Below are 21,477 nucleotides of genomic sequence, written 5' to 3'. Positions count from 1 at the left end.
CGGGAGAGGGGAGGGTAGTTACTGCAAAACTTCATATATCGTGTTCAGAGCCTATAAGTCGCCTGGAGCCAGAAACGCGGGTCCCGCTGCTCGTCCTCCGTTGCCGTCTCGCCGGTGGTCTGGAACGCCATTGCGGCGTCCAGGCTCCAGGCCGCGCCGCTGTAGCGCAGGCCGAGGCCGCCGCCGGCCAGGCGCTCGCCCGGCTCGTCGAGATATCCGGCACGCCGGCCGTGGTCGTAGAACAGGTAGGGGGTGACTTGCGCCGCGGCGTGGTAGCGGGTTTCCAGCCGCGCCAGCCAGGCGCGGCTGCCGGAGACTTCTCCCTGCGGATAGGCGCGCACGCCGTTGGCGCCGCCGAGGCTCATCGCCTCCGAGGAGTCGAGCTGGGTGTCCGCCCACTGGACCCGGGCGTTCGCCCATAGCGAAAACGATCCGGGCAGGCTCTGCAGGCGTGACAGATCCAGGCCAAGGTAGCTGAATCCGCCTTCGGTGGTTCCATTGGTATCGTTGCTCAGGTCGCCGCTGGTGATGCCGATTTCGCCGTAGCTGATGCCACCGCCGCCGAGGGTGTCGCGGCGATCGAATTGCAGGGCGATGGAGCCGCTGTCGCTATCCCTGCGCTGGTAGCTGACGTCAAGCAGCCGGTCATCCAGCGTTTTGTAGCGGTAGGACAGGGAGGCCGTGAGATTGCCCTGGTGGCTGCGGATAAAGGGGTAGCTCAGGCGGGCGCTGCCGATATCCGCCGTGCCGGTGAAACCGGTGAAGGGTTCGCGCAGGTTGTATTCGGTACGCGCATAGGCGAGTTCACCCCGCAGCCCGCTATGGCCCAGCGGCAGGGAATAGGCGACCCGGCCCAGCCAGAGATCTTCCTCGCTATAGAGTGCGGTGACATTCAGTTCGTCCCCCAGCGTGAACAGCCGATTGGCCAATACACCGATATGGGCGCGGCCTTCGCCGGAGGTACGGCTGCCGTGGTTGTCGGTGCCGAAGGTGGTTTGCAGCTGCTCGCCGGGGGTGACTTTCACAGCCAGGTCGCCGCTGCCGAGGGTATCGCCGGGGCGCATCACCGGCACCGTCTCGATACCGGGCAGGTCGCCCAGCAGCAGGGTGGTGCGTTCCAGCGGATCGGCGGCGATCACGTCGCCCGATTGCAGGGTGTCCAGCCAGGGCTGTGCCTGTGCGGCCAGGGCGCCGTCTCCGCGCACGGCGCCATAGCGGCCTTCGAGCAGGGTGATCCTGAGGACGCCGTCCTGCAGGGTCTGCGGCGGCAGAATGGCGCGGGCGAAAGGGTAGCCCCGGTCGCGGTAGTAGCGGGTGAGGCGGTTGGCGATGCCGCGCAGTCCCGCCAGATCCTGCTCGGTTGTCAATGCATCGGCCACCACGGCTTGCAGGGTGGCTTCGTCAAACACGCTGTGGCCGCTGAGTTCGATACGCGTCACACGCACCCGCGCGCCACCTTGTTCACTTTCTTCGAGCGGTGCGACATCCAGCTCAAACGATACCGAGGGCCCCAGCGGTTCGTAAGGGGTCACGGACAGAGTGTCCCGCATAATGCGGCCGGCGTCCGGTGGTGCCGCTTGTGCACCCAGCGGCGCCAGCCCCAGCAGGATCAGGAGGGAGACTGATAATGGTTTTCGGGTTGCAGTGTGGCTCATTGGTCTTCCTCTCCATCATCGAACTCGCTCCCCCATACCCGGATACCGGTGCCGTCGACAAAAATCTTGCGGACGTCATGCGGTAACACGGCGCTGGAGGCGAACTCCAGTGTCTGCTTGATAATCGCGTCCGCCGGTGCCGACACCGAGCTGCTTACGGTCAAGGTGCCGTTGTTGTAGGCGATGTCATAGTTGTCCGAGGTAAAGCCGGATGCGGTAAGGGTATAGGTGCCCGCATCCACCGCGCCTTGTGCCGTGCCGCCAAAGCTGAGGCCGCCACCGAGTACGCGCTCGTCTTCGCCCGCCACGAACCCGGCGTAGCTCACGCCATTGCCGCCGGTGAACGCCTGGCCGTCATAGCTCTTGTCTGCGTCATTGGCGGTGATGGAAAGTGCGGCCCTGTCGATATCGGCGGCGGTGGTGGAAGCGTCGTCGGCAAGTGTGTAGTTGCCCGCATCGTCGCCGCCCAGGGTCAGGCCGCCGATCGTGACCGTCTTGCCACTACCGACGTTCTTGTCGGCGAAGGCGCCGGTGGCCGTGGCGACGGTGAGGGTGTCGCCGGAGATGATGCCGGTGAAGCCCGCGCCGGACGCATCGAGTGTCGCGTCGGTGGTGCCGTCGTAGGTCTTGTCCTCAGCGGTGATACCGGTGATATTGGCGATGGTCGCCTTGTTGATATCGGCAGTGGTGGTGGTGTCGCCGGCAAGTGTGTAGTTGCCCGCGTCATCGCCACCCAGGATCAGGCCAGTGATATTCACCGTTTTGCCGCTACCGGCATTCTTGTCGGCGAAGGTGCCGGTGGCCGCGTCGACGTCGATGATAAGCGTATCGCCGGAGACCATGCCGTCGAAGCCGACCCTCGATGCAACGAGTGTCGCGTCGGTGGTGCCGTCATAGATCTTGTCCCCAGCGGTGATACCGGTGATGTTGGCGATGGTCGCCTTGTCGATATCCGCAGTGGTGGTGGCGGTGTCGCTGTCGAGCCTGTAGTTGCCCGCGTCATCACCGCCCAGGGTCAGACCGCTTATATTCACCGTCTTGCCGCTGCCGGCATTCTTGTCGGCGAAGGCGCCGGTGGCCGTGGCGACGGTGAGCGTGTCGCCGGAGACGATGCCGGTGAAGCCTGCGCCGGACGCATCGAGTGTCGCATCGGTGGTGCCGTCGTAGGTCTTGTGCTCAGCGGTGATACCGGTGATGTTGGCGATGGTTGCCTGGTTTACCGTCAGGGTTCCGTTGGCATAATCGATGACGTAGTTGTCCGACGACAGGCCGGCGGCGATGAGGGTGTAGCTGCCGGCATTCACGGCGTTTTGCGCTGTGCCGCCAAAGCTGAGGCTGCCGCCGAGCACGCTCTCGTCTTCATTCGCCACGAACCCGGCGTAGGTGACGCCGTTGCCGCCGTTGAAGGCCTGGCCGTCGTAGGTCTTGCCGGCGTCATTGGCAGTGACGGTCAAAGCCGCCTTGTCGATAGTCAGGTTGCCCGCGCCGTAATCCACGTAAACACCGTTTGCAGAAACGGTGGTGACATCGAGGACACCAGCGCCGGAATAGGCATAGGTTCCGGCATCGGTGGTATTCGTGATGGCGCTGTCCCATTCGAGCGAGACATTGTCCGTTCCAAGGCCGTCCAGCGTAATGCCGGCGAGCGCCGGGTTGGCGTCACCATAGGTCTTGGAGGTGTTGCCGGACAGTTTGACGTAATCGTCATACAGCGCGTCGCTGCTGACACCGACCTCGCGCAGCATCATATAGCCGCTGTTTTCAGGCGTATCGCTGTTACTGGACTTGCCCCAGACAGTCTCGAAATCCCAACCCGCATCGATGAAAGTGAAGGGATTTTGCATCTCCGCCGTGGTCAGGCCGGTTCCGCCCGCGCTCGACCCCTGGCCGCTGGTCTCCGTATTCCAGTAGGAATCCCTGACCGAGGTCAAGATGAGGCTCCTGTCCCCCACCAGCCCGCCGACCTTGGTGTTACCCGACACGCTGCCGTTGGCGTAGGCGTTGCTGATAGCGGCCTGGTCGTTCCGCCCCACCAGCCCACCGACACCGCTATCGCCCGTCACGCTGCCGGAGGCGTAGGCGTTGCTGATGGTGGAGACGACGTTACCCCCCGCCAGCCCGCCGATATTCTTGCCTCCGCCCCTCACGCTGCCGGTGGCGTAAGCGTTGCTGATGGTGGAGTTGGAGTTAATCCCCGCCAGTCCGCCGACATAGTCGCCACTCCCCACCACGCTACCGGTAGTGTAGGCGTTGCTGATGCTGGACGATCTGCCGTTCCGCCCCGCCAGTCCGCCGACAAAATCTTTACCCGTCACGCTGCCACCAACGAGCCCGACATTGCGCAGGGTCGCGCCGCTGGTATATCCGAACAGGCCGACATAATCGGTGTCGGGGCGATCGATGGTCAGATCGCTGACGGTGTGGCCCAGCCCGTCAAAACGGCCGGTAAACGCATTCCCGTCATTGCCCACAGGATCGAACCCCGTCTCGCCGTTCCAGCTTGCGGTATCGCCGGCGTCGATATCATTGAACAGCACGTAGTTGCCGGCCAGATCGCTGTTCATGGCCTGCAATTCATCCAGTGTCTTCACCGATAAATAGGCCGCGCCGTCACTCAGCAAAACCGAATGCCGCGTGTGGGAGGTGATATAGGGGCTGGTCTGGCCCTCCTTGATGCTCCAGGTATTGTCGAAATCAAAGCCGAAGTTGCCGGCGTTCAGCATTTCCGCCGTGCTCAGGCCGGTCGTTGGCTGACCGTTGTTGTCAGAGCCGATGCCTGAGGACTGACTGCTGGTCTGCGCATTCCAGTAGGAATTCGCTATCGTGGAGGAGTCGTTCGAGCCCACCAGCCCGCCGACATTGCTGCTCCCCGCCACGCTGCCGGTGGCGTAGGTGTTGCTGATGGTGGAGGAGCCGGTGTTCAACCCCACCAGACCACCGACACTTCGTAGATTCCCCGTCACGTTGCCGGTGGCGTAGGCGTTGATGATGCCGGAGCCCCGGTTCTCCCCCACCAGCCCCCCGGCCCTGCTATTCGCAAATAGGTTGTCGACATCTTCGGCCGTCACGCTGCCGGTGGCGTAGGCATTGCTGATGGTGGAGGAGTCGTTGGAGTAATAGTTCAGCCCCACCAGGCCGCCAACCTGACTAAGCCCGGACACGCTGCCGGTGGCATAGGCGTTGTCGATGGTGGAGTCGTCGTTCTCCCCTACCAGCCCGCCGACATGGATACTATTCCCCGACACGCTGCCGGTGGCGTATGCGTCGCTGATGGTGGAAGATTTGTTCGACCCCACCAGACCGCCGATACTGCTACCGGTCTCCAAACCTGTGCCTGTGCCCGTCACGCTGCCGGTGGTGTAGGAATTACTGATGTCGGATTCGAAGTTCCTCCCCACCAGTCCGCCGGTATCTCTACGCCCCGACACATTACCGGTGGTATAGACGTTGCTGATGCTGGAGGAGAAGCTGCTTTGCCCCACCAGCCCGCCGACCCGGCCATTCCCCGTCACGCTGCCGCCAACGAGCCCGATATTGCGGAGGATCGCGCCGTTGATAGCACCGAACAGGCCGACAGAATCGGTATCGGGGCGATCGATGGTCAGATCGCTGATGGTGTGGTCGAGGCCGTCGAAACGACCGGTAAATTCATTAAACGCGTCGGCGGTGCCCACCGGGTCGAATCCCTCGCCGGCGTTCCAGCTTGCAGTCTCGCCGGCCTCGATATCATTGAACAGCACATAGTTGCCGGCCAAGTCGCTGTTCATGGCCTGCAATTCATCCAGTGTTTTCACCGACAAATAGGCCGCGCCATCACTTAGCAAAACCGAGTGCCGCGTGTGGGAGGTGATATAGGGGCTGGTTTGGCCCTCCTTGATGCTCCAGGTAGCGGCGAAATCGAAGCCACCGAAATTGGCGGCATTCAACATGTCCGCCGTGGTCAGGCCGGTCACGGTCTGACCGTTGTTGTCAGTGCCAATGCCGGAGGCGTGTTCGCTGGTCTCCGTATTCCAGTAGGAATTCGTTACCGTGGAGTCGACGTTCTCCCCCACCAGCCCGCCGACAACTTCAACGCCTTTCACACTACCGGTGGCGTAGGCGTTGCTGATAGTGGAGCCGTCGTTTACCCCCACCAGTCCGCCGACATTGATACTCACACTCTCCACTCCCACACTGCCGGTGGCGTAGGCATTGCTGATGCCGGAGGAGATGCTCCGCCCCACCAGCCCGCCGAGATCGCGCAACCCCCGTAAGGTGCCGGTGGCATAGGCACCGCTGATGGTGGAGGAGTCGTTCAGTCCCACCAGCCCGCCGATCTCGCCAGCCCCCTCCACGGTGCCGGTGGCGTAGGCGTCGCGGATTTCGGAGGCATTTGTGTTCTGCCCCACCAGCCCGCCAACCCGGCCACTGGTATCCGGATCGAACCCCGTCCCCGCCACCCAACCGGTGGCGTAGGCGTTGCTGATGGTGGAGCCGTCGTTCAATCCCACCAGTCCGCCGACATCGGTAGCTCCCGTCACGCTGCCGGTGGCATAGGCGTTGCTGATGGTGGAGGAAAGGTTCCACCCCACCAGGCTGCCAACCCAGCCATTCCCCGTCACGTTGCCGCCAACGAGCCCGACATTGCGGAGGGTCGCGCCGTCGGTAGCGCCGAAGAGACCGACGCCAATGTCGTCGCTAGCAGCGATGGTCAGATCGCTAATGGTATGGCCGAGGCCGTCGAAACGGCCGGTAAACGGATTCTCCCCAATAAAAGAAGCAGTGCCCACCGGGGCAAACCCCTGGCCGGCGTTCCAGCTTGCGGTGTCGCCGGCGTCGATATCGTTGAACAACACATAATTGCCGGACAGGTCGCTGTTCATAGCCTGCAATTCATCCAGTGTCTTCACCGATAAATAGGCCGCACCGTCACTCAGCAAAACGGAATGCCGGGCATTGGCGGTGATATAGGGGCTGGTCTGGCCCTCCTTGATGCTCCAGCTAGCGGCGAAATCGAATCCACCGAAATTGGCGGCGTTCAACATATCCGCTGTGGTCAGGCCGGTCACCGTCTGATTGTTATCGTCAGCGCCAATGCCGGCGGACTGCCCGCTGGTCTCCGTATTCCAGTAGGAATTGCTTACCAAGGAGGAGAAGTCGTTATCCCCTATCAATCCGCCGACACTGGTATCTCCTGTCACGCTGCCGGTGGCGTAGGCGTTGCTGATAGTGGAGTGGTCCTCGTTCTCCCCCACCAGCCCGCCGACAAAGTCATTGCCTTTCACACTATTGGTGGCGTAGGCGTTGCTGATGGCGGAGGATTTGTTCCACCCCACTAACCCGCCGGCACCCAAAAATAGGCTCGACACGCTGCCGGTGGCGTAGGCGTTGCTGATGCTGGATTGGAAGTTCATCCCCACCAACCCGCCGACATAGAAACGCCCCGTCACACTGCCGGTGGCGTAGGCGTTGCTGATGGTGGAGGAGGAGCTTCGCCCCACCAACGCGCCGACATTGGTCTGCCCCGTCACGCTGCCGCCAACAAGCCCGACATTGCGAAGGGTCGCGCCGCTGGTGAAGCCGAACAGGCCGACACCAGTGGTGCTGTCGCGATTGATGGTTAGATCGCCGATGTTGTGGCCGAGGCCGTCGAAGCGGCCGGTAAACTCACTCCCGGAAGTGCCCGTGCCCACCGGCTCGAACCCCGCGCCGGCGTTCCAGCCTGCGGTATCGCCGGCGTCAATATCGTTGAACAACACATAATTGCCGGACAGGTCGCTGTTCATCGCCTGCAATTCATCCAATGTCTTCACCGATAAATAGGCCTCACTGTCACTCAGCAAAACGGAATGCCGCGTGTGGGAGGCGATATAGGGGCTGGTCTGGCCTTCCTTGATGCTCCAGGTGGTGGTGAAATCGAAGCCGTCGAAACTGGCGGCGTTCAACATTTGCGCCGTGGTCAGGCCGGTCACGGTCTGATTGTCCGGGTCAGAACCAATGCCGAAGGACTGATTGCTGGTGTCCGTATTCCAGTAGGAATCCGTGACCGTGGAGCCGGGGCCGTTACGCCCCATTAACCCGCCGACATCGTTATCGCCCGTCACGCTGCCGGTGACGTAGGCATTACTAATGGTGGAGGCGTTGTTCCACCCCACCAGCCCGCCGACACCGAAAGCCCCTGTCACGTTGCCGGTGGCGTAAGCGTTGATGATGGAGGAGTCATCGTTCAGCCCCACCAGCCCGCCGACAAACTCGACATTCCCCATCACGCTGCCGGTGGTGTAGGCGTTGCTGATGCTGGAGCCGTTGTTACTCCCCACCAGCCCGCCGACATTGGCATCCCCCGTCACTCTGCCGGTGGTGTAGGCGTTGCTGATGCTGGACGAGTTCCCGTTCACCCCCACCAGCCCGCCGACATCGAAAGCCCCCCCCGTCACGCTGCCGCCAACAAGCCCGACATTGCGAAGGGTCGCGCCTCTGGTGACGCCGAACAAGCCGACCTGATTGGTGTCCGGGCGGTTAATAGTCAGATCGCTGATGGTGTGGCCGAGGCCGTCGAAACGGCCGGTAAACGCATTCCCGGCAGTGCCCGTGCCCACCGGCTCGAACCCCGCGCCGGCATTCCAGCCTGCGGTATCGCCGGCGTCGATATCCGCACCCAGCACATAATTGAAGGAAGGATTGTTGCTCATCCCCTGCAGGTCGGCCTCGGTGCTGCCCTGCTCCCCCAGGTCGGTGATAATGATGTACTGGACGCTGTCCGCGCTGCCGTCCTTGGTGGAGAAATTCCCGCTCGAGGCGAGATTGACGGGCGCGTTAACGAAATAATCGCCGCCACCGCCGGCCCGGTTGTATTCCAGTGCCAGCCCGGCGCTGTCGGAGGCGTTCATTTCCGCGTTGATTTCGATATTGCGATCAGCCCGCAGGACCAGGGCGTTGGCCGACCAACTGACGGTATCGTTGACGAAAATATCGCCGTTGCCGTCGGCGGCGCCGTTCACGCTTTCGATCATGACGCCGCTGCTGCCGAGCTGGCTGGACAGCGTTGCGCCGGTGATATCGCCGCCCGATGCGGCGATGGTGTAGTCCTTGGGGTCGATCAGCCAGGTGCCGGTGGCGCCGTCCGCCGCCAGGGTGGTGATGGCGGTGCCGTCGGCCACGCGCACCTTGGCCGCGGAGGTTTCGATAAAGCCGCCGTCGCCGCCATCCGGGGCGGAGGCGTCGAGGGTGCCCGCCACATTGACTTCGCCATTGTCCATATCGCCAAGCAGAACGATCTCGCCGTTCTCACCACTGGCCAGGGTACGCGCCTCGGTGACGCCGGTGTGGTTGATCACGCTGGAAGCCAGGCCATCTGCTGCCTTGGCGGTCAGGTAGACCTGGCCGCCGCCGGCCCGGATGGCGCCGCCCTGTTCGATCAGGCCATCCAGTGCACCCTTTTCCACCTGCAGCTTGACCGGGCCGCCCAGATCGAGGGTAACGCGGCTGCCGGAACCCAGCGCCACGGTGCCGCCGGGGGCCTCGATAGCGCCCTCGTTGACGATGCGCGCGGCCACCAGTGCCACCGCCCCACCCTGGGCGGCGCGGATGGTGCCTTCGTTGGTGATCGCGGCCGTGCTGTCGCCCTCGAAAGTGTGGTGCCCGGCGAGAAAGTCCTCGTCACTCAACTCGAGGGTGGAGGCCACCAGGCCGCCGACATTGACCTGTGCCGTGGGGTTGAATAACACGCCGTTGGGGTTGATCAGGAATACCCGGCCGTTGGCGTTCAGCGCGCCCTGGATAGTGGAGACATCGGAGCCGGTCACGCGGTTGAGGGCGATTGACGAGGTGGAGGGCTGGTCGAAGGTGACCGAGTTGCCCTCGCCGATGGAAAAGCTCAGCCAGTTGACCGACATGCGCTCGCTGGACTGGGTCACCATCATGTCGGTGCCGTCGCTGCTGATGCTGCCGCTGCCGGCGCTGATGGTGCCGCTGCCGGGCAGTTCTTCGGCCAGGGCCGGCAGCGCGGGGACGGACAGCCCGGCCGCCAGCAACAGCGTGCCGATGCGGGGGGCGGACGGGGATGATGTGCTGGATATGGCGCTCTTGCTTTTACCCTGCGCCTTGGCGAGTTCGCCGGCGGCCATCCAGGTGTTGCGGCTTGTATTCCATATGACTTTGTAGGTGCGGTTCATTGTTGTGGCCTGTTTTTTTTCTCGTCGTCCCGTCTGGCGTTGCAACCGCATTCGGCTTTCTTCTTTATGAGAATGGCGGTCTGCGCGGGCTGTGGCGCCAGGCTAGTCGCCGGTAACAATAAATAAGGACAATAAGTCAGGGCTACGATTGTTTTCTGTCAAAGTCTGTCAAATCCTGTTAACTTATTAACGGGTTATAGAAAATAAAAAGCTCAGCGTGACAATGAATCACTTTGTGCAATACACACAACCCCGTATCGCCGTCGTTGAGGATGAAGATGACCTGCGCGATGACTTGGTCGAATTCCTGACGCTCCACCCGTTTCAGGTCCAGGGTTTTGCCAGTGCGGAATCGCTTTTCCGGGCCTGGTCCGCCAGGGCTTTCGATCTGGTGATTCTGGATATCTGCCTTCCGGGAATGGACGGCCTGCAGGCATTGCAGTGGCTGCGGGCACGCAGCACGGCGGGCATCGTTATGTTGACGGGCCTGGATAGCCAGGCCACCCAGGTAACGGGGCTGGAAAGCGGGGCGGATGCCTATTTGGTTAAAGCCGCATCGCTTGAGGTCATTGAAGCCACTTGCCGCAGTGTATTGCGCCGCTTGCCTCAACAGGCTGAAGCAAAGGAAACAATACAGGCCGACTGGCTGCTGAATTTGAAAAGCTGGCGCTTGTCCGTACCGGGTGGCGAGCACATCGAGTTAACGCATAGTGAGTCGATACTCCTGGGTTGCGTTATGCGGGCACCGGGTGTTCCGACCAGCCGCGAAGCGCTGCTGGAGGCCTTCGGCAAACCCAACACGCTGTCAAACATGCGCAATCTGGATAACTGCGTCAGCCGTTTGCGACGTAAACTCCAGGCCCGACTGGGGCTGGAAATTCCAATCCGTTCCAGCTATGGCAGCGGCTATACCTTCACGGGTGAATGCGGCGTGAAGGGTTGATCACTGTGTTTCTTCGCCATTTCTTCGACTGTTGCACCCGCGACATGTCGATTTATTCTGGCACCATCCGTCTACTCCGTTTTATCGCCTGTCCACTTGTGCTGTCCTTATTATGCGCAACGGCAGGCTACGCTGCAGAATCCGCACCCTTGCAATTGACCGCCGACACCCGGCATGCATCACTGTCCGGCTATATTGACAGCTATGTCGATGCCTCCGGAAAACTTACCTATGCGCAAGTCAGGCAGGTCGGGCAGGTGGGGTTTTCAAAACAGGATATTCACCTGAGTGACGGATACAGCAGCGACGCGCACTGGTTTCGTTTCCGTCTGGCCCGTAATGCCGACGCGGCGCGACACTGGATATTGTCGTTGGGCGAACCCTATCTGAATAATGTGGACGTCTGGGTGAACGACCGGGATGGAAGCCTGCGCAGTTACCATCTGGGTGATCATGCAAAGTATGCCGATCGCCCGTTGCAAACCCGTCTGTTCAATGTTCCGCTGGAACTATCGGACACGGTCGTCACGGTTTATATCCGGGTGCAGTCCACGAGTTCGATCAATTTTACGGCCGAACTGCTGCGACCGGACGCTTTTACCGCCCAGGAGACCCGTTCCAATCTTTACCACGGTGTCTATTTCGGGGTTCTCTGCATTACCATCGTGCTCTATCTACTGCTGGGCATCTGGTTGCGGGACGGTGGCATGCTGGCTTACGCCAGCTATGTGGCCATACTCTTCCTGGCCTTCCTGAGCACCAATGGTTATGTAGCCGTACTGTTTCCCTCGTCCGTGCCCTGGCTGAACGACCTGTTGACCGGTTTTGGGACCATGGGGGTACTGGTCACCATCACGCTGTTATGGGTATACCTGCTCGACCTGAAAAAACATTTCCCGCGTATTGCCCGTGTTTACCTGATCGCCGGTCTGGTCGGATGTTGTTCGCTACCTTTTGTCGCCACACCCTATTATCGGCTGGTGGCGCCGCTGGTGATGCAGATCGGCATATTCATTGCGCTCCTCAATCTGGTGCTGTTGGTTGTATTGTGGTGGCAGCAGCGACAGGCTGAATTGCTGCTCTACTTCTTTGCCTTTATCACCAGCATCATCGGCAGTCTGTTGGCGATAGGCACCACTATGGCTTGGATTCCCTACCATCCCCTGACGAGCAACGCCTATGAATACGCAACCTTCGTGCATGTGCTGGTAATGAGTCTGGGCTTGGCATTGCGGCTGCGCCAGATTCAACGCGGCAAAGCCCGGGCCGAGAAGGAGGCTTTTTTTTCCAGCCAGCGGGTGGAGGAACAGCGCCGCTTTGTCGCCATGCTCTCGCACGAATTCCGCAACCCCCTGGCGGCCATCGATCGCGCCGCGCAGATGTTGCAGTTCAAGTTACAAAATATCGGATCGGACGATAGCGCTCGACTGGAGAAAATCCGCACCTGGACCGGCACGCTTTCCGGGCTGGTGGATAACTTCCTGGCCGCCGAAGTGCTGGACCAGCATAAGGCATTGGCCCTGGCACCCGTACCCTGCCGCCTCCGCCCCCTGCTGGAACGTGTGATACACATGCTGGGAGAAACCACGAGCGAACGGGTGACACTATTGGTGTTGCCGGAGGATGCCGTTTATACCCTGGACAGAGACATGATCGAAATGGCCGTGGGCAATCTTGTCGGCAATGCCTTGCGCTATACGCCACAGGACAGCCAGGTAACGGTGTCGGCCAGGGTGGATGATGGCGGACTGTTTATTCAGGTCGAAGATCAAGGCGAGGGCCTGAGCAGCGACGAACTGAAACAGTTGGGAGTACCCTATTACCGGGCCAGCACTTCTCTCGGCAAAAAAGGCAGCGGCTTGGGCTATTATTTCACCCGCCGCGTGGCCGAAGCGCATGGCGGCACCCTGCAAGCCCATTCCGTACCGGGACAGGGCTTGCAGGTCGCCATCCGCTTGCCGGTATCCCCCGTGTTGTTGCCGGCGCCATCCCTGGTGGCTGAGAATGGCTGATTAGCTGGAGCTGCGGATGCGCTTCGCTTATCCGCCCTACAGGAGCCCAAAACCACTTAAAGTAACGGTATTAAACACCGGACTCTATTGTAAGGCGCGCCAGCGACCGTTAGTCCCCTTGCAGGATGCGGTGAAAGACACTGGTGCAAACCTTAGATGCCGCTCCCGTCGGAAAAGCTGTCAAATGGATTCTACGCGAAACCACATATTGAACGCCCATTTTTTACCTTCAGTGGCAGGCATGAAGGCTCAGGGGATAAGGTTTGCTGGTGTCGGTCGTTGTACACCGAAACACCAACATGCGCTCCGGTTTGGGTTTAACGTCAACCCCAGTCTGGGAAAGGCAGTTGCACCGCCTGAAGGGGCTTCATTGAGGCAGACCAGTGCGGTTACCAGCCGCTGGCCGCCGCGCCTACAACACCGCTGGCCCCCAGGTCTAGGCGTCGAAATGCGGGCGGTATTCCCGTTCCTTGCCGCAGTGCATCACCCGGAATGACTCCGCGTTCTCCAACGGGAGCCCGGTACGATCGGCGATTCGCTGGCCGATGGACTTCACCGTGGCATCATCGCTGTATCACAGCCAGCAGTTTGAACCGGTCCTGCCTTCGCTGGCGCTGCCTTTCTCATCCATGGACGCCAACACCGTGGAAAACGCTAAAATCCTTAACAAAGCACGTCCCCGCTCATTGGCGATCAAAGGGCTATTGGGACGGTGTCAAGCCCGCTCAAGTGTAATCGTCACATATAGATTAAAATGAGTGATGTTGTGTTCGGGATCCCAGTTCACGTGAGAACGATAGCTACCTGAAGCAGCGCCTTCAAACTTCTCGGTATATCCCCAACCGCCAATGGTTGGTTGATGCCAGTGGAAATTGTATTTGGTGTTGCTCGCATCGTTCATTTGATAAGTGAAATAGCCTTTGATCCCCCAAAAGCCCGGAGGATACAGCGTGGCCTTGAAGTAATAGCGATCGCCACTATCTAGTGACGACGGCGGGTTTTCACACCAGCCTGCACTTTTGTTGGTAAAGCCGTTATCTCCCAAGCTGAGCCGGTTGCCGGTCTTGTTGACCAAAGTGATTCCCGCGTGACACCCCCAAATGTCCGTCCCGCACCATTCGCTTTCCACGTCCGCCGAATTCGTCAACACTACATTGTGCGTCACCTTTTTATCCTCCCAATTTGTTCAGTGCGACCGCTATGCCGCTTATACGATTGGTTTCATTGGTGCCCACCTGCCACGCACAGGCGTAGCTATCGCTGCCTTCCAGGCTGAGTTCTACTCGATCCTTGCCGTACTGCGGAAGATCCCAACGCAGTTGGAGGCGGGCGCCGTTCGCAAGCGCCCATGTGGCGGCACCGCTCGTTGCGCCTGGCATGGTTGTCGACCAAACGTTGGCGATCGCGCTCGACGAGGCTTCGATGTTTGCGGGAAAGCGCGCGTCTCCCGCCTGCACCTCGTTTGTTTCAAAATTAAGCGTGTCATCGGTTCCATTGGCGAGAAATATCGTCAGCCGTCCTGGCGGAATATCACTCCCGCCAACGGCTTTCCAGCTTGACTCGTGTATAAAGTGACTCATTGTCCACCTCCTATCGTTTACAGTTCAATCAACAACAACAACTCGAGGGTCTCCTCCACTGCCGTGGACCCCTCAGTGGTGGTCTCGGCCGTTTCAGTCGTCGCCGTTGACGCCTTAACACCTGTTTGAACGGCACTGCTTGCTTCGCGCGTTGCATCAGCTGTCATTTGATCGGCGCCAACCTCGGCCGTTTCGCCCGTACCGTAGTCGGTTTTGCCGCCAAGTCCGTCGTGCTCACCGATACAGGAGCTGTTGTGAACCAGCACCTCGGCTTCCGACACGAAATAGCTGTGATTGTCGGCAACCTCGAAGTTGTAGACTTTGAACTCACCGACCCGGGTGCCGATTTCCGAAACCGTAATTTCGCGTCCGTCGGCATTCAGCAAGTGATCGCCCACACTGAGTTTTTCTGCCCTGATCCATGTTTTCTGCGTGGTGCTCCAAAACGGATGGCTTGGCGTTGCCTCGACACTACCGTTGCCGACGCCGATCCGCATCAGTGGCTTGGACCGCGGGGCGCGGACTAGCTTGACGACCGGTTTCAGTTCGCGCAGATGCGTATCGCGATTCCATGACCACACCTGATCGCCCGGGCGGATTGACTCGATGGCACGTAAGCCTGTCGCCGTGGCAATTTGGGTTCCGGCCGCAAAGCAACTGCAATCGTCCCCTGTGTGGTTGTTGCGTTTGAACTCTTCTAACTCCTTGTTTAACTTCCTGTATTTATTTCTGTAGCGTTTTTTTCCACGAATCGCGTCGTCGAGTTCCGTAGTACGAGTATGCAATTCATTTTTGAGGTCGTCGATCTCATTTCCAAGGTTATGCACCTCTTCCTCAAGCTGCGTTATACGAAGCCCGGCACCCTGATACATATTTTCGATCGCGTCCCCCAGGTTCTCGAGCTGGATGTTTTCGTCCGTCGGCGGATTGAGCAAATGCTTGTTCAGCCAGTGGCAACCACCATAGAACAATGCTGCCCCACCACCCGTTTCAAACAATACACCGCCGATACCGAGGAAAACGCTCGCCCAGTCGCCATTCACACCGCTCTTCTCTGTTTGTCCGATGTCCACCCACGTCGCAAAGGCCCCGGCGACCGCTGTCCCTGCGCCCAATACGCCACCAACGACGCCCGCCACAGGTTTCGGGCACGCCCAATTTCCGGTTGGATCGTTGTAGTTGCTTGGGCTGTTCAACACGTAGGCGTAGCGATTGAAGGCGCCCGGCCGTGTCTTCGGGGCACCCAAACCGGAATCCGAGGTAATGAAACGACCCAAGGTCGCGTCGTAGTAGCGCGCGCCGAAATAGTAGAGACCGGTGTCGGCATCAAGCCGTTTGCCTGTGAAGTCGAATCCCGCTTGTGCGGTGGAACCAACCAATGCGCCGAACGGCAGGTAGGAGAACCGCTTCAGGGCCCTTCCGGTCTCATCGCTTGTTAACACCGTGCTGTCAAGGTGATTCCTGTGGTGGTAGACAAGGCTGTCGGTCATAACCGTGGCGATCGGACCTTGCGGTCCCCGGACATACTTGGTGGTTCGGACGGCTCCTCCGGGGGTGCGCTCAATCACATACGCGTTGTCGATGTACACATAGCGCGTGCCATCCTCGGCAATTTTGTTCACACGGTTCCCGGCGAAATCATAGCCAAGTTGCACTTGCACGGATGCTGGTTTGCCTTCCAGCCAGGCTTTCGTCAGGCGGTTCTCGGCGTTGTATTGGTAGCGCCATGTGCGACCGGAAACTTCCTTTGTCGTTAGGTTGCCGACCGGATCGTATTCGGCTTTGAAGATGCTCTCTCCATCCTTGGTGCCGCTTTGCACCGCATAGCCCTTGTAGTGAAAGGTCACGCCGTCCTTCAGAGTGAGATTACCCGAGGGGTCGTAGCGGAACGTTTTACTGCCATAGGTGCCTGGTGCGTTCGATGAGGTCAGCCTCAGGTCCGTGTATCCGAACGTCTCGCTACGATTCACATCGTCTTCCAGCAAATCGTCGATCGCCGTCAATTGCGCCAACCCATTCCACTGGTATTTCACATCCAACAGCGCAGAGCTATCTTCCTGCGCAACCGTCTGTCTTAGCAATTGCGCCGTATCGGACACCTGGTAACGGTTGACGACGCCGTTGCCATAGGTCACAGCGGTTGGGACGCCCGAAGCCGTATAGTCCGAAAAGCGAGCGAAGGGCTTGCCGTCAAGTGAAAGATTGTCAAGTTGACCGACGTCATACGACAATACCTGCATTGCGCCATCGGGGTAGGTGTAATGGGTCACTTTGCCTGCTGGCGAGTAGACGCGCGCAACGTCGTATGCTTTCGCTTCACCGGAGATCGTGACTGTTGTCTGGCGCTTATTTCCGTATACGTCGAACTGGTGATCGTAGCGGTTAACCACTTTCCCGTTTGGCGAGATGAGCGTTTCTGCCGTACGCCGTCCCAAAGCATTGGCACGTTCGGCCTGCGAACGATCGAAAGTGAATGCGACCTTATAACCGTCAGGTCGAAGCTTCGAGGTCATGCGCCCTACAGCGTCGTGCGTAAAGGTGAATTGACCGTTGGCATCGATCTTGTGAATCAGGCGTCCTTGCGTGTCGTAGCGAAACGTGGCCTGTCCATGGGCCGGGTTGGATGTCGTTTTGTGACGCCCAAGCGAGTCGTAGCTCGTCGTGCTGGTCAATCCCTTGGGATTGTCGCGCGTCTTGGGGTCGGTTGCGGATAATGGACGCCCGAGCCGATCGTACCAATAGCTCGTCTGGGCGTTATCTTCGCTGGGCACCACCATGGAAACCACCTTGCGGCTACCGTTAAAGTACGCATACGCAAACTGCTGGGCGTACTTACCGGACTGCTCGGCGGCTCGTATCACCGTTGTGTGCAAACCGTCTGACGTGCCTTGGTATTCATAGCTCATCACGGTGTTACGGTCGGCGCCATCAGCGTAGATGGGGCGCGTCTGCTGCAACGGACGACCATAAATGTCGTAGGTGCTATGTGCCCATGTTGGCTGGGCATTGTCCTTGTAGTAGGGGAGCGACTGTTTGACCTTTCGCCCGTCTGAATCCAGCTTGTAATCGACATAGACCAGGCCGCCTGGGGTCTGCGTGCCGGTTCGATACGTACGGCCAAGGGGATCGAGCCACTGTTGTTGAGATAACCACTTCCGGGTGTCGCCCGTGGGCCATTGCTGTAGTGAATCGCGTTGCCGCACGATGCCGCCGTCCACCAGGTGTGTATCTGCACGCTGAAGCGAGACCACTTTGGCCGATCGAATCGGCTCGACGAACGGCGCGCCCGCTACCAAGTAGGGATAGTCCGCCAGGCAATTCACGTCCGACCGGATGCCATTCGGTTTCTCTGGAATGGGTCCCTGAATGAGCGTCTGGCTGCCGAAATCGTCGTAGCAAGTGACAGTCGTATTGCCGTTTCTATCGATTTCGCCGATCTTTTTTCCGATCCTGGCATCGTATGCGTAATGCTCGCACAGCCGCGTGTTCTGATCACACAGTCCGGCACCGCTTTCTACTACCGGCCACTTGATGGTGGCCGGATAAGTGTGGTATTTCGATTCGAATGTAATGTCGTGACGCCCGCCTGCCGGATCCATCGATGAGGTTCGATTTCCAAATGCGTCATAGCCAAAACTGTGGGCAAGAAATACGTCGTTGGTGTCGTCCCAGCGTCCCTTGCTCGTAAGATTCATCCGCCCATCGTCGCTGTATTGGTAGCGCGTCAACGAGATATCTGCTTCGGCAGAGAAGCGGCCGATCGGATCCGACTCGGACTGCTTGGACTTCTTGATGTATTCGACGTAATTGAGTTTCCAATCCTTACCCGGCGGCACGTAGCTTAGCAGGGTATATACATTGTCGTCGGCGGTGCGATCCTTTCCAGTTTGATCAACGTAGCCAAGATAGCTGTGCCGGATCCGATTGCCAAAGTCGTCGTATTCATGCTGTTCGCCGATCGAAAAGTTGTACTTCCCGTAGCTGAAATGGTCGACCCGCGACGTTTGCAACCGAACGTCATAAACCTTTGGCTTGCTTGGCGAAGTGCCTGTCGCGGTAGTAACCACCTCGTAGTCCGCGTTGGTTACGCCGAGCGGTGATGCCGAAGCCGTGCATTTCGGATCGTAGTGCTCGCTCTGGCCGCAGAGTTCTTGCCGCTCGATGAGCCGATGCGTGAGTGGAAAGTCTTGATGGTAGGTGCGCACCGTGACCGCGCCCGTTTGTTCATTGGTATGCGTTACTTTCTTGTAACCCAACCAGCCGTGCCCGCCGACATCGACCCGCGCGTGGCTGTAGTGGTAGTCGTATGCGTAGTCTATGGGGAATTGACTTAAAGTTTCATCGTTGCGTTCACGATACAAGGCAACGACCTGACTGCGCCCGCCCCACACGTTACGGGGCGCCACCGTGCTTGCAGCCACACCCGCTATCGGATAGAAATTCGCGGAATGCATCGAGGCGTTGATCACACCAGGAGCGTTGGCGCTTTGGTGTTGCTCGGCATCGAATGAATACACTGAGGGATCGCTGATCGGTTTGTAAGTCATTTGGAGCGACAAACCAAACCCGTTCGTAACGCTATTCATCAGGTCTGGGTAGGGTCCGGAAGCCAAGCCGACTTGGACGCCATTGAGCCCGAACCCAAGTACGTCGGTCAAACCGTCCCCATTGACATCAGCCAGCATCCGTGGCGTCTGCGCCCCCCAATCGGGCCCCCCAAAGCCAGGCAATGAGTGTCGATCCCAATTCGCGGTTGAAAACCCACTACCGTTGGAGAGCGCCACGACCACGGCATCGGCGCCGAAGCCCACGAGATCGGCATGGCCGTCAGCATTGACATCGATCATCTGCAAGGGCGTGCTCGCCACCGACCAGGATGCACTGGGGAACTTGAAGCTTTCGGGCCACGGCGATTGCGGTTGCGGAAGGAAGCTTTGACCGGTGGACAACGAGACGAATACACCGGAATGATTGATGCCGACGATATCTGTCAGTCCGTCGCCATTTACGTCAGCCAACGACCGCACGTTATTATTGGACCAACCTTGATCTGTGCCGTAGGCCGCCATGGGCTGGCTCGCCCACTTTGGGGTCACAAAGCTGTTGCCGCGATCGCCGGTTGAAAGTGCAATGTAAACGCCTTTCTGTCCAAAACCGACGATATCGGCCATTCGATCACCGTTTATGTCTACCAGCAACCTCGGCGTTTGCGCCCCCCACCCCGGTGCACTGTCGCGGCCGAATTGGGTGGTCCAGCGCTGCGGCTTATCCTGAAACTTGTTTCCCAGGGACAATGCCACGTAGACGCCGTCGATTCCGAACCCAACGAGATCACCGCGTCCGTCACCATTGACGTCTGCGATCATTCGCGGCGTGTCTTTCGGGAGCCATCCTTTGCCGCAGTCACGGCAAAAATACGGATACGGTTTTTGTTGCCAAAGCGTCGAATCGAACCTGGTTCGGGTAGAGAGGGCAACGTGTACTCCGTCCAATCCAAACCCCACGACATCACTCATCCCGTCACCATTGACGTCCGCCAACATTCGTGGGGTCGTCTTCACATCCCATTTAGTATGCTGATCGAAGTCCGACGACCATGTGGTAGCACTCTTGTAACGCTTTCCGTCAGACAGAGCGACCTTAACCCCATCTTTGAATCCAACGATGTCAGTCCGCCCATCGCCGTTGACATCACTCAGGAAGCGCATTCCGCGCGAAGACGACCACCCTTGATTCTTACCAAACTCGTCGCTCAAAGCCGTCGTCTTGCTGGCAAAGCGCGCCGCGCTGCGCTGCCAACCGAAACGCGTAGGCGTCAAACAACTGGAACTGGCAGCGATTCCTGCCCCATTACATTCGCTGACACTAACCAAAAGGCTGCGACCAGCATCGCGCTTGTCATAAACGAAGCGATATTCCTTGATGAGAGAGGAACCAAGATAGGTGTGAATGTAGGCAAGCCTCGCAGCCTTCGTTATCGGCGCCCCGCCGACATAGTGCGTGATCGTGTCAGGGCGTCGTTCATACTCGAATACGACGGCTCTGTTTGGCGCGACCTTCGCTTGCTTGTTTCCCGTATAGTCGATTCGACTGATGTAGTACGCCCCTCGTGACTTATTGCCGCCCAACGGATCGGCGGCATACGAAAAGGAAATGGCATTTCCGTTTAGATCGACGCTACGATGCAGGGCCCAAACACGAACATCGCTTTTCCCCACCGCCAGAATTCGCGCAGAAGCTTGGCCGTAGATATGCCGCACTCCATTCTTTGCCGTAAGCACAAAGTAGCATGGCCCGGAACCACATGCCTTCGTTCCATCCTTATCGTAGTAGGCAACGATACGCTCCCACGTTTCAAGTTCAGTGCGGTATTCGGAGAGGTGTTGTCCATATGCGCCTTTCACAGCGATCAGCCGCTGACCGTCAAGGCAATACCGATCGTTGTCGTCGTAATTAATAGCACCTTTAAAACCATCGACCTCCCTATTGGCCGGACAGCGCGATATCGCTGACACGCCTCGGACAGACCATCCCATCCCTGCAACATCATTTCCGTTTTGGCTTGAATAGGCAATCGAAACCGAAGGCGCCATTCCGGCAATACCCGGCGGCACTTTGATCGGGATGCGGTAAGAGCCAGCGCCGTTGTCGGTCGAAGAAAAGCTTCCTATGAGCCGTCCGGGAATACTTTTCGGCGACTCCGCGACGGCCCTTGCTTCAATAGCGAGCGATGAGACACAAACGAAGAGCAAGCAAAGCTTAAGATAGGTGCGCGATTTCACTTCCCCCTCCTAACCCAGTATCCACGTAAAGCCTTTGGATTGACTCTACAGAATCTTAAATATTCGATGGCCAGGTCCCGGTTACTTCCAGAGCCGGCCTCTGTAACATGTTTCTTGATTGAAAATGGCGGTGTGCAATGGCTGCCGATAACAATAAATAAAGACGATCGAGAAAACTACGATTGTTTTCTGTTAAATTCTGTCGAATCCTGTTATTAACCCGGCAACCAAATAGGTTTGCCGGGTTAATAAGGAACCTCTGAACAAGTTCAATTCGTCACTCCGGTGACGGCCGGAGCCTGGAGAAATCAACGTGTTTCGGATTTCGGCGTGAGTGTCGCTGCGAGTCGCC

General features: G+C 59.0%; 7 protein-coding genes. 2 read left to right on the top strand and 5 right to left on the bottom strand.

The annotated features are described in order from the left end of the window. Positions 1-44 precede the first annotated feature (44 nt). A complete protein-coding gene (locus tag FHS09_RS17700) occupies positions 45-1,655 on the bottom strand; it encodes a ShlB/FhaC/HecB family hemolysin secretion/activation protein (protein ID WP_183462372.1) in 1,611 nt (536 codons plus the stop codon). Further along, positions 1,652-9,808 carry a GLUG motif-containing protein gene (locus FHS09_RS17695; RefSeq protein WP_183462370.1) on the bottom strand — a complete coding sequence of 2,719 codons (8,157 nt, stop codon included), beginning with the start codon at positions 9,806-9,808 and terminating at the stop codon, positions 1,652-1,654. Before FHS09_RS17695 ends, FHS09_RS17700 begins: the two co-directional genes overlap by 4 nt. Positions 9,809-10,043: 235 nt before the next feature. Between FHS09_RS17695 and FHS09_RS17690 the strand changes: the two genes are divergently transcribed. Both FHS09_RS17690 and FHS09_RS17685 read left to right on the top strand, forming a co-directional pair. Next, positions 10,044-10,751: a response regulator gene (locus tag FHS09_RS17690; protein ID WP_183462368.1), complete on the top strand. Its 708-nt coding sequence runs from the start codon at positions 10,044-10,046 to the stop codon at positions 10,749-10,751. A gap of 149 nt (positions 10,752-10,900) precedes the next feature. Then, complete coding sequence (locus FHS09_RS17685) at positions 10,901-12,763, top strand: sensor histidine kinase (protein ID WP_183462366.1); 1,863 nt, start codon at positions 10,901-10,903, stop codon at positions 12,761-12,763. 715 nt (positions 12,764-13,478) lie between these two features. On the opposite strand, the gene FHS09_RS17680 is transcribed toward FHS09_RS17685, so the two are convergent. Genes FHS09_RS17680 through FHS09_RS17670 form a run of 3 tightly spaced genes read right to left on the bottom strand, consistent with a single transcriptional unit; the run spans position 13,479 to position 21,125 of the window. Continuing rightward, positions 13,479-13,928, bottom strand: a complete 450-nt coding sequence (locus tag FHS09_RS17680; RefSeq protein ID WP_183462363.1) for a hypothetical protein — start codon at positions 13,926-13,928, stop codon at positions 13,479-13,481. 4 nt (positions 13,929-13,932) lie between these two features. Further along, a complete protein-coding gene (locus FHS09_RS17675) occupies positions 13,933-14,343 on the bottom strand; it encodes a hypothetical protein (protein WP_183462361.1) in 411 nt (136 codons plus the stop codon). 17 nt (positions 14,344-14,360) lie between these two features. After that, positions 14,361-21,125 carry a polymorphic toxin-type HINT domain-containing protein gene (locus FHS09_RS17670; protein ID WP_183462359.1) on the bottom strand — a complete coding sequence of 2,255 codons (6,765 nt, stop codon included), beginning with the start codon at positions 21,123-21,125 and terminating at the stop codon, positions 14,361-14,363. Between the last annotated feature and the right edge of the window lie 352 nt (positions 21,126-21,477).

It is taken from the genome of Microbulbifer rhizosphaerae (assembly GCF_014191725.1).
Taxonomy (GTDB): Bacteria; Pseudomonadota; Gammaproteobacteria; order Pseudomonadales; family Cellvibrionaceae; genus Microbulbifer; species Microbulbifer rhizosphaerae.
The sequence above is the reverse complement of the archived record's forward strand: the minus strand, read 5'-3'. Positions and strand labels throughout refer to the sequence as shown.

Coding starts and splice junctions, on each gene's coding strand:
- FHS09_RS17700 (WP_183462372.1), bottom strand. CDS start 1,655: ATGAGCCACACTGCAACCCGAAAACCATTATCAGTCTCCCTCCTGATC.
- FHS09_RS17675 (WP_183462361.1), bottom strand. CDS start 14,343: ATGAGTCACTTTATACACGAGTCAAGCTGGAAAGCCGTTGGCGGGAGT.
- FHS09_RS17695 (WP_183462370.1), bottom strand. CDS start 9,808: ATGAACCGCACCTACAAAGTCATATGGAATACAAGCCGCAACACCTGG.